Annotated in this window: 14 protein-coding genes and 2 pseudogenes; 8 read left to right on the top strand and 8 right to left on the bottom strand. The window is 66.2% G+C overall.

All coding sequences use genetic code 11. The features are described from left to right. Positions 1–67: 67 nt before the first annotated feature. The 4 genes and pseudogenes from MUK71_RS08070 to MUK71_RS08055 all read right to left on the bottom strand — a co-directional run bounded on the left by MUK71_RS08070 (position 68) and on the right by MUK71_RS08055 (position 4,665). The gene (locus MUK71_RS08070) at positions 68–2,158 is read right to left on the bottom strand and encodes a transglycosylase domain-containing protein (RefSeq protein WP_227927872.1); all 2,091 of its coding nucleotides are present in this window, start codon (positions 2,156–2,158) and stop codon (positions 68–70) included. Positions 2,159–2,440: 282 nt separating this feature from the next. Then, entirely contained in the window at positions 2,441–4,078 is a 1,638-nt protein-coding gene (locus tag MUK71_RS08065; RefSeq protein WP_227902022.1) for a ribonuclease J, read from the bottom strand. Positions 4,079–4,402: 324 nt separating this feature from the next. After that, positions 4,403–4,519 (bottom strand): annotated as a pseudogene (locus tag MUK71_RS16325) (sugar O-acetyltransferase); the annotation flags it as partial. Further along, positions 4,510–4,665, bottom strand: a complete 156-nt coding sequence (locus MUK71_RS08055) for a maltose acetyltransferase domain-containing protein (RefSeq protein ID WP_231709770.1) — start codon at positions 4,663–4,665, stop codon at positions 4,510–4,512. The pseudogene MUK71_RS16325 and the gene MUK71_RS08055, both read right to left, overlap by 10 nt. A 115-nt stretch (positions 4,666–4,780) precedes the next feature. Here MUK71_RS08055 and MUK71_RS08050 point away from each other — a divergent pair, with 115 nt between their 5' ends. From MUK71_RS08050 to MUK71_RS08030, 5 genes are all read left to right on the top strand, one after another. Then, positions 4,781–5,767 carry a glycosyltransferase family 2 protein gene (locus tag MUK71_RS08050; protein ID WP_227927873.1) on the top strand — a complete coding sequence of 329 codons (987 nt, stop codon included), beginning with the start codon at positions 4,781–4,783 and terminating at the stop codon, positions 5,765–5,767. A 44-nt stretch (positions 5,768–5,811) separates the two neighbouring features. After that, positions 5,812–6,756 carry an alpha/beta fold hydrolase gene (locus MUK71_RS08045; RefSeq protein ID WP_244802845.1) on the top strand — a complete coding sequence of 315 codons (945 nt, stop codon included), beginning with the start codon at positions 5,812–5,814 and terminating at the stop codon, positions 6,754–6,756. After that, positions 6,740–7,360: an L-threonylcarbamoyladenylate synthase gene (locus MUK71_RS08040; RefSeq protein ID WP_227902026.1), complete on the top strand. Its 621-nt coding sequence runs from the start codon at positions 6,740–6,742 to the stop codon at positions 7,358–7,360. Before MUK71_RS08045 ends, MUK71_RS08040 begins: the two co-directional genes overlap by 17 nt. Positions 7,361–7,819: 459 nt before the next feature. Then, positions 7,820–9,865 (top strand): alkaline phosphatase, encoded by a 2,046-nt coding sequence (locus tag MUK71_RS08035; protein ID WP_227927875.1) that lies wholly within the window; start codon positions 7,820–7,822, stop codon positions 9,863–9,865. Between the two features lie 62 nt (positions 9,866–9,927). Beyond that, entirely contained in the window at positions 9,928–10,518 is a 591-nt protein-coding gene (locus MUK71_RS08030) for an SRPBCC family protein (RefSeq protein WP_227927876.1), read from the top strand. Here the strand turns inward: MUK71_RS08030 and MUK71_RS16320 are convergent. The 4 genes and pseudogenes from MUK71_RS16320 to MUK71_RS08010 all read right to left on the bottom strand — a co-directional run bounded on the left by MUK71_RS16320 (position 10,467) and on the right by MUK71_RS08010 (position 13,876). Next, positions 10,467–11,089: pseudogene (locus tag MUK71_RS16320) on the bottom strand (YqjF family protein). The gene MUK71_RS08030 and the pseudogene MUK71_RS16320 sit on opposite strands and share 52 nt — an antisense overlap. Before the next feature lie 156 nt (positions 11,090–11,245). Next, positions 11,246–12,835, bottom strand: coding sequence for an ABC-F family ATP-binding cassette domain-containing protein (locus tag MUK71_RS08020; RefSeq protein WP_227927877.1), 1,590 nt, complete (start codon positions 12,833–12,835; stop codon positions 11,246–11,248). 135 nt (positions 12,836–12,970) lie between these two features. Then, complete coding sequence (locus tag MUK71_RS08015; RefSeq protein ID WP_227927878.1) at positions 12,971–13,261, bottom strand: hypothetical protein; 291 nt, start codon at positions 13,259–13,261, stop codon at positions 12,971–12,973. Between the two features lie 165 nt (positions 13,262–13,426). Next, positions 13,427–13,876, bottom strand: a complete 450-nt coding sequence (locus MUK71_RS08010) for a Fur family transcriptional regulator (RefSeq protein ID WP_227902032.1) — start codon at positions 13,874–13,876, stop codon at positions 13,427–13,429. A 140-nt stretch (positions 13,877–14,016) separates the two neighbouring features. Between MUK71_RS08010 and MUK71_RS08005 the strand changes: the two genes are divergently transcribed. From MUK71_RS08005 to MUK71_RS07995, 3 genes are all read left to right on the top strand, one after another. Beyond that, complete coding sequence (locus MUK71_RS08005) at positions 14,017–14,481, top strand: GatB/YqeY domain-containing protein (protein ID WP_227902033.1); 465 nt, start codon at positions 14,017–14,019, stop codon at positions 14,479–14,481. Positions 14,482–14,556: 75 nt separating this feature from the next. Further along, complete coding sequence (locus MUK71_RS08000; protein WP_227927879.1) at positions 14,557–15,138, top strand: TetR/AcrR family transcriptional regulator; 582 nt, start codon at positions 14,557–14,559, stop codon at positions 15,136–15,138. 81 nt (positions 15,139–15,219) lie between these two features. Continuing rightward, a complete protein-coding gene (locus tag MUK71_RS07995; protein ID WP_227902035.1) occupies positions 15,220–16,056 on the top strand; it encodes an SMP-30/gluconolactonase/LRE family protein in 837 nt (278 codons plus the stop codon). Positions 16,057–16,078: the final 22 nt, after the last annotated feature.

Below are 16,078 nucleotides of genomic sequence, written 5' to 3'. Positions count from 1 at the left end.
GTCCTGGTCCAGTCTGCCATTATCAGCCGGCCCGCAGGTGCAAGCCGCCGGCCGGGAGCTGCGGCGGCTAGCGCAGCTCTGCCGGAACTGCGGGGAAGGCGTCCGCTGCGTAAAGACCTGCCACGGCCTTCATGTACTGCGTCCACTGGGCGCCGGCGAGGGCTGATCCGTCCACGTAGGAACGGGTAACCCCGTTGATTTCCTGGTTGTTCAGGGACGTGTAGGAGTTCCAGTTGCCCACCCAGGACGCCGTGGCGATACCCGTGGTGTAACCCACCGTCCAGGTCTGTTCAGACTGGTCGGTGGTACCGGTCTTGGCGGCTGCAGGCACACCGATGGGGCTGATGCTGCCCGGCGATCCGTTGACCAGGTTCTGCAGCGGCAGGGTAACCGCGGCGGCCACGTCCTCGGAGATGGCACGGCTGCAGTTTTCACCCGGAACCTCATATGAGTTGCCGCGGCCGTCGGTGACCTCGGTCAGCGCCGTCGGCTCGCAGTATTGCCCGCCGCTGGCGAACGTGGCGTAGGCCGCGGCCATGGTCAGCGGGGAAACTTCCTGTCCGCCGAGCACAAAGGACGGGCTCGTGACCTCCAGGGGTTCCCCGTCGACTGCCCGGTGCACACCCATGCTGGTGGCGGTATCCCTGATATCGCACAGGTCCAGCAGCGCTGCCTGCGCCACCGTGGCGGTGTTCACTGACTGGGTGAGGCCCTGGCTGACGGTCATCGGCCGTTCGAAGCCCTCGCTGGCGTTTTTGAACTTCCATTCATCAAACTCGGTGTTTGCACCCAGGCATTTCGCCTGCCAGTCGAACCCGGCGGGATAGGACGTGCGGGTCGCGTCGATGGTGTCGCTGAGGCTCCGGCCGGATTTCAGCCACTGGGCCGTGGTGAAGGGTTTCATGGTGGATCCGGGCTGGAACCCGTAGGGGGTCCCGCCCATATCCGCATCCACGTTGAAGTTCAGCTGGGTCCTGCCGGCCCCGGGTTCCGGCGTGTACACGGTGTTCTGCGCCATGGCCAGGATCTTCCCGGTGCCCGGCTCAACGGACACCATTGCCGAACCGGCGCCGGATGCATCCCCGACTGGAACCTGTGCCTCGATCTGTGCCTGCGCCTCCGACTGCAGCCGGGAGTCAAGGGTGGTGCGGATGGTCAGTCCGCCGCGCGCCAGAAGCTTGGCGCGGTCCTGGACGTCGGCGCCGAAGGCTTCGGACTGCAGGATGGTCTGCTCCACGTAGCTGCAGAAGTACTGGGCGGTTTCGGCGCCGGTGCAGCCGGAGGTAACGGTCTGGGGGTTCAGGTCCAGGCCCGTGGCCACGGCCTGCTCATACTCGGCCTGGCTGATTTTGCCGTTCTTCAGCATCGCCGCCAGGACCGTGTCCCGGCGGGCCTGCGTCCCCTCGGGGTTGGTAAAGGGGTTGTAGTGGCTTGGTGACTGCACCATTCCGGCCAGCATGGCCGACTGTGCCGGGGTCAGCTGGGACGCCGGCACACCGAAGAAGCTGCGGGCCGCGGCTTCCACACCGTAGGTCTGCCCGCTGAACAGCACAATGTTCAGGTAGCCCTCAAGGATTTCCTCCTTGGTGTACTGCTTCTCCACGGCGACGGCGAGCTTGGCTTCACGCAGCTTGTCGCCCAGGTCCTTGGTGCCACTCAGGGTCAGGTCACTGCCACCCTTGCCCGCTGCAATATCGCGGTTGATCAGGACGTTGTTGACGTACTGCATGGTCAGCGTGGAGGCACCCTGGGTGTCGCTGCCGCTGGCGTTGGAAGCCACCGCGCGGGCCACACCCTTGAAGTCAATGCCGTTGTGATCGAAGAAGCGTGCGTCCTCGATGGAGACAATCGCATCCTGCATGCTCTGCGAAATCTGGTCCAGGGTAACCGGGACACGGTTCTGCGCGTAGAACGTGGCCAGCAGGACTCCGTCGGCGCTGTAAATCTTCGACCCCTCGTCCAACGGGCCGGTTTCAAGCTCGTCCGGCAGCTGGTCCAGTACCTCCACGGTCATGTCCGTTCCGGTGGCCGCCACGGCTGCCACGGGAATCAGGGTGGCGGCGGCCAGCACGCCGGCCAGCAGGCTGACGAGGAAGAAGGCTGCCACCCGTGCGGGCAGCGTGAGTCGTTCCAGGAACGAGGGTTTGGGGGCTTGCATCCGGCTAAGTTATCGGTTTTTCCTGTGAGCGCTGCGGCACCGGCGGATGCCCGGAAGCGCGCTGCGGGGCGCGCGCGCCGGCCTGCCGTCCGCCGTCCTGCCGCGTACTGACGGGGTTCAGCGGGCACCCCGCGCCGTGTCGCCGGGCCGCCGGGGCCGGACTGCCGAGCGTCGCAGGGAGAAAAAAATCACACGGCAGGGCGGCTTGCAGCCCCGGTTAACGAAGTCCGGCCCGCAGCGTAATCACTGCGGGCCGGAGCGCGGGACGGGTCCCGGGGCTAGCTACGCGTCAACAACAATCGCCGTGATGGCCGGCGTGCGGTTGTAGAACCGGCGCATCCAGTTGGCGACGGCGCGCTCGATGACGTCTTCGAGGTCCTCGCCCTTGGGTCCGCGGCGGCTGCCGGAGGCCGCGTTGGCCAGGGCCTTCTCCACGGCTTCCTCGGCCTTCTTCAGGTCCTCTGACTTCACGGTAAAGCCCTTGGTGAAGAACTCGGCAGGCTCGGCAATGGTGCCGGTATCGGCGTCGACCAGGGCCAGCACCGTCACGGCGCCCTCCTCGGCCAGCTGCATGCGCTCCTTCAGGGTTTCCTCGGTGGTGTGGCCAACGCTGTCGCCGTCCACGAAGACCAGGTCCACCTGGTGTTTCCCGGAGATCGTGGCCCGGCCGCGGCGCAGGTCAACGGTCATGCCGTTTTCGGCGATGACGACGTCTCGGGGATCCATGCCGGTTGCCTCTGCGATGGCTCCGTTGGCCTTGAGGTGACGCCATTCGCCATGCACCGGCATCACGTTGCGCGGCTTGACGATGTTGTAGCAGTAGGCGAGTTCGCCGGCGCTGGCGTGGCCGGAGACGTGCACCTTGGCATTGCCCTTGTGCACCACGTTGGCGCCGATCTTGGTCAGGTTGTTGATGATGCCGTAGATGGCGTTCTCGTTACCCGGGATCAGCGAGCTGGCCATCAGCACGGTGTCGCCCTCGTGGATACGGATCTGGTGGTCCTTGTTGGCCATCCGGGACAGCGCGGCCATAGGCTCGCCCTGCGAACCGGTGCAGATCAGCACCACCTTGTGGTCATCGGTGCGCTGCAGGGACTTGAAGTCCACCAGGATGCCCTTGGGGATGTTCAGGTAGCCCAGTTCCTCGGCGATGGTCATGTTGCGGATCATCGAGCGGCCCACGAAGGAGACCTTGCGGTTGTAGCGCGATGCCGCGTCGATGACCTGCTGGATGCGGTGGATGTGGCTGGCGAAGCTGGAAACAATGATGCGGCGCGGTGCGGTGCGGAACACCGTGTCGATAGCCGGGGCCAGTTCCTTTTCCGAGGCCATAAAGCCGGGAACCTCGGCGTTGGTGGAGTCGGTGAGGAACAGGTCCACGCCTTCCACGCCGAGCCGGGCGAAGCCTGTGAGGTCGGTGATGCGGCGGTCCAGCGGGAACTGGTCCATCTTGAAGTCACCGGTGTGCAGTGCCATGCCGGCGGCGGTGCGGATGGCAATGGCCAGGCCGTCCGGGATGGAGTGGTTCACGGCCAGGAACTCCAGGTCGAAGCCGCCGATGGTGCGGCGGTCGCCTTCCTTGACCTGGATCAGCTTGGGCTTGATCCGGTGTTCCTTCAGCTTGGCCTCGATGAACGCCAGGGTCAGCTTGGAGCCCACGATGGGGATGTCCGAACGCTCGCGCAGCAGGTACGGGACACCGCCGATGTGGTCTTCGTGGCCGTGGGTCAGGACAACGGCAACAACGTCCTGCAGGCGGTCACGGATGGCGGTGAAGTCGGGCAGGATGAGGTTGACGCCGGGGTGTTCCTCTTCGGGGAAGAGGACGCCGCAGTCAACAATCAGCAGCTTGCCGTCGAATTCGAAAACGGTCATGTTCCTGCCGATTTCGCCGAGGCCGCCAAGATTCATGACTCGCATGGTTCCCTTGGCGAGTTCCCGGGGGGCTTTTAGGACGGCAGGTGTTCTATTCACGGATGATTTTCTTTCGTTGGGGATCGGGATTGCAAAGTGGAATGGCAGCCGTACGGCGGCATTCCGGAAGTCTGTGGTGCGGCCAGAGCAGGGCCGTCGGCTGCGGTGCTTACATCTATTCTATTGACTTTTCCGGCGCGCCGCGGACCACGGGGTTCCCGGGAGCGTCACGACGGCGCCGGACACCGCGTTTTTGCGCGGTCAGGCCGGCTTGGGGGCGTGCTTCGGGCTGCGGCCGATTACCGTGCCGTACCCGCACTTTGGACAGGCCTAGAGCGTCCGCAGGGGTTTGGCCGGGTTGCCTGCCACAACGGTATTGGGCGGCACATCGCGTGTGACGACGGCGCCGGCCCCCACCACGCTGTTCTCCCCCACACTCACTCCGCCAGGATGTGCTGTGCTGCGCTTTGGTCCGTGGGCCAGGTGCGGGCGTAGCGGTCGGCCAGCTCCATGGCACGCCGGCTGTCTGCGGCCAGCTCCGGCTCGTCGGCAACGTAGGGATCGCCGGCAAGGTAGGGATCGCCGGCAAGCATCCGCTCGCGCATGCTGCGGGTATCTCCGGGGAAAAAGTCGCGCTTCTCCATGTGTCCCAGCCTACGGTATTACTAAGCTTGCTTAGCACCTGCCGGTCCGGTTATCTTCTCTGGCATGGACGCCCGTCCCCGGACAAACGCCGAATACATCCTGCCGCTTAAATGGACTGAGGACAGCGGCCTGGAAGAGCTGTGTGGATACCTCGAAGTGCTGTGCACCCATCTGCCGGTGCTGGTGGTGGACGGCTCCGACGAGGAACGCTTCGCGGTGCATGGCCGGGCGTTCCCGCCGGCGGTGCGGCATTGCCGCACCGCCCACCCCGAATGCCTCAACGGCAAAGTTGACGGAGTCCTGACCGGCCTGGACCTGACCCGGGCGGAGTACCTGATTATTGCCGACGACGACGTCCGCTACACGCCGTCCGCGCTCAGCCGCGTGCTTGCGCTGCTCGCGGACGCCGACGTCGTCCGTCCGCAGAACTATTTCCCCGCCCCGCTGCCGTGGCATGCCAAATGGGACACCGGCCGCATCCTGCTGAATCGCGCCTTCGGTTCGGACTACCCCGGAACGCTGGGCGTGCGTGCGGAGCTCCTGCGACGCACCGGCGGCTACAGCGGAGACGTACTGTTCGAGAATCTGGAACTGCTGCGCACGGTCAAGGCGGCAGGGGGCCGCGAGGCACGCGCCGGTGACCTGCATATCGCCCGGCTCCCCTGCTCGGCCCGCCGGTTCTTCAGCCAGCGGGTCCGCCAGGCCTACGACGGTTTTGCCCAGCCCTTGCGCCTGTCGGCCGAGCTATCCCTCCTCCCCCTGCTGACCTGGTGCCTTCGCCGGCCGCGCCGGTTGGCCGGTTTCGCCGGCATTGCCGTTGCGGCGGCAGAATACGGCCGCCGGCGCGGCGGCGGAAGCCGGGTGTTTCCACCGACGGCGGCCCTCTGGGCACCCGTCTGGCTTTCTGAGCGGGCGGTCTGCATCTGGCTGGCAGCAGTCCGGCGGATGGGCGGGGGCATCCCGCACTCCGGCACCCGGATAAGGACCGCCGCGCATTCTGTTGTCACCCTTCGCCGGGAGCTGCACCGGGGAACAGACCCGGTGGCGTAGCGATGGGGAGTATTCCGGACAGCGGGAGCCACGGATGGGTACAGGTGCCCCATGCCCGCATTTACTGGGAGGGCAGCGGCAACCCGGCCGGCACCGCGGTCCTGTACCTGCACGGCGGCCCTGGCAGTTCGCTCGGTTCCGGCGGCTACCGCAGCCTGCACAATCCACGGCTTTTTTACACCATCGGGATCGACCAGCGAGGCTGCGGCCGCAGCACTCCGGCCGCACAGGATGATCCCGGGCACCTGCACCTGAACACCACCCAGACGCTGATCGCCGACATCGAAGCGGTGCGGACCAGCCTGGGGATCAGCCGGTGGATAGTCACCGGAATATCCTGGGGCAGCACCCTGGCGATGGCCTATACCCTCCGGCACCCGGACCGCGTCATTGGGCTGGCCATGGCCGCCGTCACCACCACCAGCCGCGCCGAGGTGGACTGGATCACCGGCGGCGTCGGGCGGTTCTGCCCCGAATCCCTGGCCCGCTTCAGCCGGGATGCCCTCGCCGTCGCCGGCGAGAGAACCGTTGAAGCGTACGCCCGCCGCCTGGCAGGAGAGGACCGGACGGATGCCCTTGCCGCCGCCGGAGCCTGGCTGCAGTGGGAATCCGCAGTTGCCGCTTTGGAACCCGGTGCGCCGGCCGGTCCCCGGTTCGACGGCGAGCGCAGCCTGGTGACGTTCGCGCTGTTGACTACCCGCTACTGGGCGCAGGACGGCTTCCTGCCCGGAGAGGCGGCGATCCTGGCCCGGGTGCGGGAGCTGGACGGCATCCCGGCCCGGCTGATCCACGGGCGGCGGGATGTCGGCAGTCCCGTAGGTACGGCCTGGGAGTTGCACCGGCACTGGCCCTCCAGCCGCCTCACGGTCATCGAGGACGAGGGACACGTGGGACCGAAGGCACTCGCTGCGCTGGGTGCCGCTGTGGAACAGCTACGGGGTGCAGAGCCTGCTCCGCCGGTAGGCTTTGACCATGGCCAGATACTATGACGTCCACCCCGACAATCCGCAGCCGCGGTCCATCAACCAGATAGTGGATACCATCCGCTCCGGGGGCCTCATCGCCTATCCCACAGACTCCTGTTACGCGCTGGGCGTCCAGCTGGGCAACCGGGAGGGAGTGGAACGCATCCGCCAGCTCCGCAGGCTGGATGAGAAGCACCACTTCACCCTTGTCTGCCGGGACTTCGCACAGCTGGGCCAGTTTGTGCAGCTGGATAACTCGGTGTTCCGCAGCGTTAAGGCCGCCACCCCGGGCAGCTACACCTTTATCCTGCCGGCCGTGAAGGACGTTCCCCGCTGGCTCTCGCATCCCAAGAAGCGGACGGTGGGAGTACGCATCCCGGATAACGCCGTGGTCCAGTCCATCCTCGCCGGCCTGGGCGAGCCCCTGCTCTCCAGCACGCTGCTGCTGCCCGGAGACGAGGAACCGATGACCGAGGGCTGGGAAATCAAGGAGCGCCTGGACCACCAGGTGGATGCCGTCATCGACTCCGGTTTCTGCGGCCCTGATCCCACCACCGTCATTGATTTCTCCAGCGGCGCCCCGGAAGTGGTCCGACGCGGAACCGGAGACCCGTCTCCCTTCGAATAACCTGCCCGCCGGTACACGCTTCCCTGCCCGCGGCCTCCCCTGCCGCAGCCTAAACAGGCTGCCGGAGGAACCGGTTTGCCTCACTTCGGTTGACTCCCCGGAAGCCGGTACAGAGTGTTGCACGCGTCAGGGGGACCTTCACCGCTAGGCACTCGCAGGGGAATCCACATGAATAAGACGGCTAAGGCAGTATCAACGGCGATATTGGGCATTTGCGTCCTGGCAGGATGCGGAACCGGCGTGGGACTGCCGGGACACGGGGGTGGTACCGGCAGCCCCTCGGCCACCGGACATCCAACCCGGCCGGGACATACCGGTACACCGACACCCTCCGCTACCTCCACACCAAGTCCCACAGCTACCGGGAGCCCCTCTCCGACGGAAAGCCCGTCCCCTTCACCCAGTCCCACGGATGGTGGCGGAGACAGCGGAACCGACGAGTCGGTCAACGTCATCCTGATGGTCGGCGACGGTATGGGCACCAGCCAGCGCGACGCCATCCGGCTCGCTTCGGTGGGCCTGAGCGGGGAACTGGCCATGGACACCCTTCCCGAGGTGGGCAGGGTGCACACCAACTCCGCGGACGAGGAAACGTTCGTCACCGATTCCGCCGCAGCAGCCACCTCCATGGCCACCGGTGTCAAAACCTACAACGGCGCCATCGGGATGGATGTGGACCGGCAGCCGGTCACCACGGCACTGGAAATAGCCGAGGAACTGGGCAAGTCCACCGGGCTGGTCACCACCAGCCAGGTCACCGACGCCACGCCGGCCGCGTTCGGCTCACATGTCCTGGACCGGGACGAGCAGAGCGCCATTGCCGCACAGTTCCTGCGCAGCTCGCACCCGGAAGTCATCCTGGGCGGCGGCGAAGACCACTGGTATCCGGAGGGCAGCCCGGGCAGGTACCCGGACAATCCTGACGAGGATCCCTCTGAGGAGAGCGCCGGCACCGAAGGCAATCTGGTCGAAGAAGCCATGGACCAGGGCTACGAATACGTCTGGGACCTGCCGGGCCTGCAGGCAGCACAGGGGGACCGGATTCTGGGACTCTTCGCCAATGAGGAAATGTTCCAGTACGGCGACGACGTCGAGGAAACCTACAACCCCTCGGTTCCGCTCACGGAAATGACGCGAAAGGCCCTCTCCGTGCTGGACGGCAACCAGTCCGGCAACGGCTTCTTCCTGATGGTGGAGGAAGAAGGCATTGACGCCTTCAGTCACGTCAACAACGGTGCGCTCACCATCGGGTCCGGCATTGAGTTTGACCGGTCGGTGGCTTTGGCCAAAGAGTTCGCCGAGCAGGACGGCAATACGCTCCTGGTCACGGTCGGCGACCACCAGACCGGCGGGATGGTTATCGAACCGCTGGGCGGCGCAGACCCGACGAATCCTGACAGCCCGGCGCAGGAGGAACCCTTTGACGTTGCCGGTTCGGAGCAGCAGTTCCGGATTGACTGGACCACCAACGGCCACACCGGCGACGACGTGCCCCTGACGGCCATGGGGCCGGGCGCCGAAATGCTCACCGGGGTGTACGAGAACACCCGCATCTTCGACGTGATGGTGGACGTTATGCGGTCCGGCACCGAACGGGCCTTCGATCTGCAGTCCCACCGCGGCGGGCGCGGGGAAAACACCGAGGAGTCCCTCGCGGCGTTTGCCCATTCCCTGGAACTGGGGGTAACCACTTTGGAGCTGGACACGCACCTGACCGAGGACGGCAAGGTGATTGTCTGGCATGACGACACCATCCAGCCGGAGAAGTGCGCCGACACCGGTCCGGCCACGTACGTGGATCCGGAGTTTCCCTACGTGGGTGACCGGGTGGCGGAGCTTAGCCTGGCGCAGATCCGGATGCTGGATTGCGGTTATGCCCAGCTGCCGGGCTACCCGGAACAGGTGGTGTCGCAGGGGAACACCATTGCGGAACTGCGTGATGTGTACGCGCTCGCCGATCGCTACGGGGCGGACACGGTCCGGTTCAATGTGGAGACCAAGGTCGAAGAGGGGCTGGCCGGCGGTCCGGGCAGCGCGGCGCTGACCGAGGCGGTTGTCAGTGAGGTCCGCGCGGCAGGCAAGGCCGGACGCACCACTATCCAGTCCTTCGACTGGTCCACGCTGAACCTGGTAGCCGGGATGGCCCCGGAACTGGTGCTGGTGGCGCTGGCCGGGACTCCGGAGGATCTGGGCGTGGGGCAGCCGGGGGCTGCACCGGAACTGGGCGGCATCGACATTGATGACTTCGGCGGTTCGGTTCCCCGGGCGGCCGCGTCTCTGGGGTACGACGTCGTCTCCCCCATCGCCACCAGCGTCACTCCGGCGATGATCACCGAGGCACACGGCCTGGGACTCAGCGTTATTCCCTGGACCGTCAATGAGGCGGCGGACATGAACGCGCTGATCGACCTGGGAGTGGACGGCATCATCACCGATTACCCCACCCGGCTGCGGACGGTTATGGCTGAGCGCGGGCTTCCCCTGCCCCCGGCCTACGCCGGCTGAGCCGGGCCGGGGCGGCGGGACCGTATTTTCCGCCGCCCCGGCGCCGATGGCATGCTGGTGCAATGCCCGGTCTCTATGTCCTTCCCTCCAGCTGGCTGCTTGATGCCTCCCCCGAAGACGTATGGGAGGCGGTGGCCGGCCCGGAGATGGACTGGCCCCGGTGGTGGTCCGGCTGCACCCGGCAGGACGTCTCCCCGGCTGCTCCCCCCTCCGGCGACCGGGCCGCGGTGCTGCTCTCCTCCACCGTCCGGCTGCAGTTCCGCGCCGCACTGGGCTACCGTCTTTCCATTACCCTGCGTCCAACCGCGGTGGACCACCCGGTCTCGATCGATTTCGACGCCGCCGGTGATCTGGCCGGCAGCGGGCAGATCCGCCTGACTCCCCTGGCCGCTGACGGCGGGACGGAGCCGGTGCAGACGCGGATAGACATATCGTGGCGGGTCCGGCCGACCCGGCCGTGGATGCGCCTGCTCACCCCGGTTGCCCGGCCGGTTCTCACGGCCGCCCACGCGCTGCTTATGCACCGCGGCGAAAAGGGACTGCAGCGCCTGCTTCGCCGGGCGGCGGGCGGTACCCGGCAGAGTGCACCTGCGCAGGCGCTTCAGGCAACCCGCCGGGGCCGGCCGAACAGGGTGTCCACCCCCGTGGAGTAGTGCACGGTGTCCGGCGGGCCGGAGACATCCAGCCCGGCGGCGGAGAGCAGTTCATCGTCGCAGTGTGCCAGCCGCGCCGGGTGCAGCGGCCAGGGCCGGTGGGAATTGGGGATAAAAACCGTGCTGCCGCCGAAAGCGGTATGCAATCCGAAGCGGGCCGTCAGCCACAGCGAGAGCTCATCATCGGCCTGCCGGGCACAGTCCGGAACCGCAGCGAAGGAGGAACGTGCCTGCCTGCCGAACCGCTCGACGTCGTACCCCGGGCCGTGCCGGCGCGGACCGGCCTGCACCGCGACCAGACATAGGGAATCCGCAGCGAGCGTGCCACGAGCACGGGAGCGAGCCGGGATGCGTCCAGGGACAGGAACAGAACCCCCGCGCTGCCGTCTGCGCCGCGGGAATACAGCCGCACGTTGATTTCCGTGAAGGAGCCGACGTAGGGCATGCCGATCCGTCCCAAAAACCGCGTCTTTGGCGCGTGGAACCCGATCAGCCCCACCCAGGTGGCACCATGAAGAACGTCCGGTTCCACGCCCGGCGGCATAAACGGGACGGCCGCTGCGGGGTCCATGCGCCAGTGCAGGAACACCACGTCTGCCCAGGTCTGGGCCATCAGCACCGGCGGTGCCGCGCGTGGCCCGGCAGGCCAGGGCTCCTGCGAACCGTGCCCGTACACACCCATTCCGCCAACGTAACAGCGGGTGCTAATCCCCTGCCAGGGCTTTTCCTAGGCTTCGCGGATGTCCACCTGGCCCGGGGCGGATCCTTCGGCGCCGAAGATGAGACGGCGGGTGGCGATCTTCTCGGTGAAGAACCGGTCATGGCTGACCACAATCACGGCACCGGGAAAATGCATCAGGGCCCGTTCCATCACCTGGGTGCTGGACATGTCCAGGTGGTTGGTGGGCTCGTCCAGCAGCAGCACGGGTGCGCCGGAAAGCAGGCACTGGGCCATGGCCACCCGGGCACGCTGGCCGCCGGACAGATTGCCGATCTTCTGGGTCAGGTCCGCTTCGGAGAACTGGAACATGGTCAGGAAGCGGTTCACGGACTTTTTCGTGGCACTGAAGGCAAGGGATCCCGGCAGGGCGTTGACCGCGTGGGTGACCGTGTCGCCGTCGTCGAGCGCCTCGAGCATTTTGTTGTAGGAGACCATGGACGGGCCCTTGGGCCAGCTGACCTCGCCGGAGTCGGGGGTTTCCTCCCCCGTGAGGACACGCAGCAGGGTGGTCTTGCCGCTGCCGTTGGTGCCAGTGACGGCAATCCGGTCGCCTTTGTTCACTTCAAAGCTCAGGTCGCTGAAGAGCACTTTGTCGCCGTAGGACTTGGACAGTGAGCGGAAACGGCCGAGCACGTCCTTGACGTGCAGGCCGGCATAAATGCCGGTGATGATTTCATCCACCGGACGGGGTGCCCGGGACTTCTTGATCCGGGCCAGCTGGCTGCTCAGCCGGCCGCCGGCCTTGGCCGCCTCACGGCGGTCCGCGATGCCCTCGGCTTCAAAGGCCAGCAGTTCGGCTTCATGCACAAACTGGGCCTGCAGGGTTTTCAGCCGGAACTGCTTCTGCACAACGTATTCCGCAAAATTGCCGGGATATTCGTGCAGGTGGAAGTTCTCCACCTCCACGATGCGGGTAACCACGGCGTCCAGGAACTTCCGGTCATGCGAGACGATGACCGCCGCACCGCGGAAGTCGCGGAACCAGCCCTCAAGCCATTCCACGCCGTCCACATCAAGGTAATTGGTTGGTTCATCCAGCAGCAGCACGTCTGGCTGTTCAAGAAGGATTTTCGCCAGCGCCGCCCGGTTCCGCCAGCCGCCGGAGAGGGCGTCAATGGCGCAGGTGCGGTGTGCCTCGGTGAAACCGAGGGTGGTGAGCACGGCATCGATGCGGCGGGGGTAGTCCCAGCCGTCCAGCCGGTCCATGGTCTCAAACAGTTCGGCCTGGCGGGTGATGAGCCGGTTCATTTCCTTCTCGGCGGGAGCCCCGGCAATGGCCGTGTCCATGCGGGCGAGCTCCGCTTCGACGTCCTTGATCCCGGTAAAGACGGTGTCCAGCACCTCGGTGATGCTGGCTTCTCCGTCCAGTTCGGAGAACTGGGAGAAGTAGCCGATCCGCAGGCCCGGCTCCACCGTGACTGTGCCGGAATCCGGTTCGAGCCGGCCCAGCACGAGTTTCAGGATGGTGGACTTGCCGGATCCGTTGCGTCCAATCAGCCCGATCCGGTCCTTGGGTTCAAGGCGAAGGAACGCTTCGCGCAGCACCTGCTTGTTCTCGAACGATGTGTTGACGTCCTGCAGCCGGATCAGGCTCATGGTGTCCTCTCATAGGGGGTTGGTCTTCCTCGCCCCCGCGGGACAACGAGCATTCAGCTTATCGGCTGCGCACGTCCCGCCCGGCGCGGCCGCACGGTCTGCACCGCAGCCTGCGCCGGGGAATGCTGCCGCTGCCTACGCCTGAAAGGTGTAGCTGCCGCGGGCACGGCGGGGAGCAGATGCTCCGTCGGTGCAGGTGTAGCTGCCCGCGGGGCGGGTCCGCTGGCTGGCGGCGGTGACGTAGCTTCCCCGGGAGCGCGGGGTGCGGCGGGTTTCCGCAGCGGAGTCATAGCGGCTGGTGTAGCTGCCTTCGGGACGGATCGGAGCTGCTGCCTGTTCCGTGCGTTCGGCAACGGCAGGGCGCGGAGCGGAGTCCTGGCGGTTATCGTCACGGGCGGTGGCGGTAGGGGTGATCAAAATGGTCATGGTTCTCTCCTCGGATAACGCGTTGTGGTGAGACTCGGGCCGGTTCCTACCGCCGGTTTGCACAAGTGCAGGCCGGGGCAGGGGCGGTTTCCGGGCAGCGTGAAGCCCGGAAAGGGGTAATCGCCATTGAAAGGGGCCCGCCGGTGGTTCGACGGTTGGTGCTGCCTACGGGGCGGAGGATTCCGCCAGCTGCCGGCAGCTGCTGCAGATGCCGCTGAATGTCACTTCGGCGGCCAGCACGGTGAAATCGGAATCATCCGACGGCTCCAGGCAGGGTGCCTGGCCAATCACGCAGTCAACGTCCCTGATTTTCCCGCAGTGAATGCACACCAGATGATGGTGGTTATCTCCCACTCGGGACTCGTACAGGGCCGGTGAACCGGCGGGCTCAAGCCGTCGCGCCAGGCCGGCCTCGGTAAAGGCGGCCAGGATGCCGTAAACCGCTTGGGCGGAGATGTTCGGCAATTCCTCGCGGACGGCAGCAAGAACCTGCTCCGCACTGGAGTGCGGGGTCTGCTGCAGCACCTGCAGTACGGCCAGGCGCTGCGCGGTGACCTTCAGTCCGGCGGTCCGGATGTTCCCGGCCAGCCGTTCCGTGTCTTCGTCCGTCTGCATATCAAAACCCTATCAGTTGTTTTGAGCGACTCAAGACAACTTCCGCCCTTTCGGACTGTGATTCCGGACGCTGTGACCGGCACCTCCCGTGTAGGGGAGGATGAGGGTAGGAACTTGTGTCAAGGAAAGAGGAACAGGGTATGGGAACGCTCAAAGACCGGCTGCAGCAGGATATGAAAGCGCATATGAAAGCCGGCAACCGCACGGCGCTGGCCACGGTCCGCAATGTGCTTGGTGAAATCGGCACGCGGGAAAAGTCCGGGAAGACACCCGTGGAGCTGGATGACGCGCAGACCATCTCCCTGCTGCAGAAGGAGGCAGCCAAGCGGCGAGACACCGCACGGATCTACACCGAGGCAGGGGAAGCGGACCGCGCCACGGCGGAGATCGCAGAAGCGGAGATTATCGAGGCGTACCTGCCGGCTGCGCTGAGCCGGACAGAGGTTGAGGCCATCGTGGACGAGGAGATTGCCGGGCTGCGCGCCGGCGGCACGGAACCGTCCATGCGGCAGATGGGGCAGGTCATGAAACCGGTGACGGCCAGGGTGGCCGGCCGGTTTGACGGCAAAACGGTCAGCGAGATTGTCCGCTCGCGCCTGGCCTAACCGCCCCGTACCGGATGCACTCCCCTGTTACTCTGGTTGCTAAACGCTCATTTTGTTCAGAATCCGGAGGATCAGGTGCCCGCAACCGACACGGGCCAGCGCCTGCTGGAATCCGCCACCGAGGCCTTCGCGGCCAAGGGTTTTCACGGCACCACTACGCGGGACATTGCTGCAGCAGCAGGGGTGACGCCCGGGGCCGTGTACGTCCACCACAGGTCCAAGGAAGAGCTGCTGTACAGCATCTCGAAGGTGGGCCATGAGCGGACCCTGGAGCTGGTCCGCGCCGGAATGGCCTCGAGCACGGATCCGGTGGAGCAGATCCGCAACGTGGTGCGGGACTTTGTGGAATGGCAGAGCAGCAACCGGACCAAATCCAGCGTGGTCAACTTCGAATTGCCCGCCCTCAGCGATGAGCACCGGGCCGAGGTGCTTGAGATCCGCCGTGCGGTGGACGCCGAGTTCCGGACCGTCGTCGACCGCGGGCGCGAACTGGGTGTGTTCTCGGTGCCGGACACCCGGCTGGCTGTTTTCGCTCTTCTGTCCCTGTGCATCGATGTGGCCCGCTGGTTCCGCGCGGACGGAAGGCTCACCGCGGCCGACGTCGCGGCGAACCATAGCATGCTGGCGCTGCGGATGCTTGGCGCCGCCGGCTCCTGACCCGCACCGTCTGTTCCCGGAGCCGTGCGGGCGGCATACTGTACCTGCACACTGGAACACCCGGATGAAGCGAGGTGCAGCATGGCGGAACCGGCAACCCTGGCATCCGGCATTGGAATGGGCGAATCCGCACGCTGGCACGGCAATGAATTCTGGTTTGCGGACTGGACAGCGGGCACCATCTCGGCGCTGGACCGGCAGGGAAACATTCGCCGTGCCGCAGCGGTGCCGTCCTTCCCCATCAGCTTTGACTGGCTGCCTGACGGCAGGATGGTGGTGGTCTCGGGCAGTGACGGCACCGTGCTGGTGGAGGTACCCCACGCCGGACTGGTCCCGCTGGCCGATCTGCGGCGGCTCTCCGAGCACCCCTGGAACGAGATTGCCGTCCACCCCGGCGGCAACGCCTACGTCAACGGCATCGGGGCCGACTACGCCGCCGGGGCGGGCAGCGACGGCATCATAGCCCTGGTCCGGCCGGACGGCTCCGCCGAGACAGTCGCCCGCGGACTGTCCTTCCCCAACGGAATGCTGGTCTCCGAGGACGGCAGCACCCTGGTGGTGGCCGAATCCAACGCCGGCCGCCTGGCATCCTTCACTATCAATGCCGATGGCACGCTCACCCCCGCGGGCGAGTGGGCCGGGGTGCCCGGCAGTGCCCCGGACGGCATCTGCTGGGACGGTGCCGGCGGCATTTGGTTTGCCGAAGTGCCCGGTGAGCGGTGTGTGCGAATCCGGCCCGGCGGGGACGTTGTGGAGTCCGTACAGCTGGAGCAGGGCTGTTTCTCCTGTGCTGTGGGAGGAGACGACGGCGGACTGCTTTTTATGATGACCGCACAGTGGCCGGAGGCCATGGACCCGATGGCGGGGAACACCGGCAGGGTGCTGGGGCTGCGGGTTGGCGGGCCCCAACACCCATAGAGGTGTCCGTCGACTGTTCTCC

The organism is Arthrobacter zhangbolii (assembly GCF_022869865.1).
Taxonomy (GTDB): Bacteria; Actinomycetota; Actinomycetes; order Actinomycetales; family Micrococcaceae; genus Arthrobacter_B; species Arthrobacter_B zhangbolii.
Note: the sequence above shows the minus strand (reverse complement) of the source record. Positions and strands in the feature narration are given on the sequence as shown.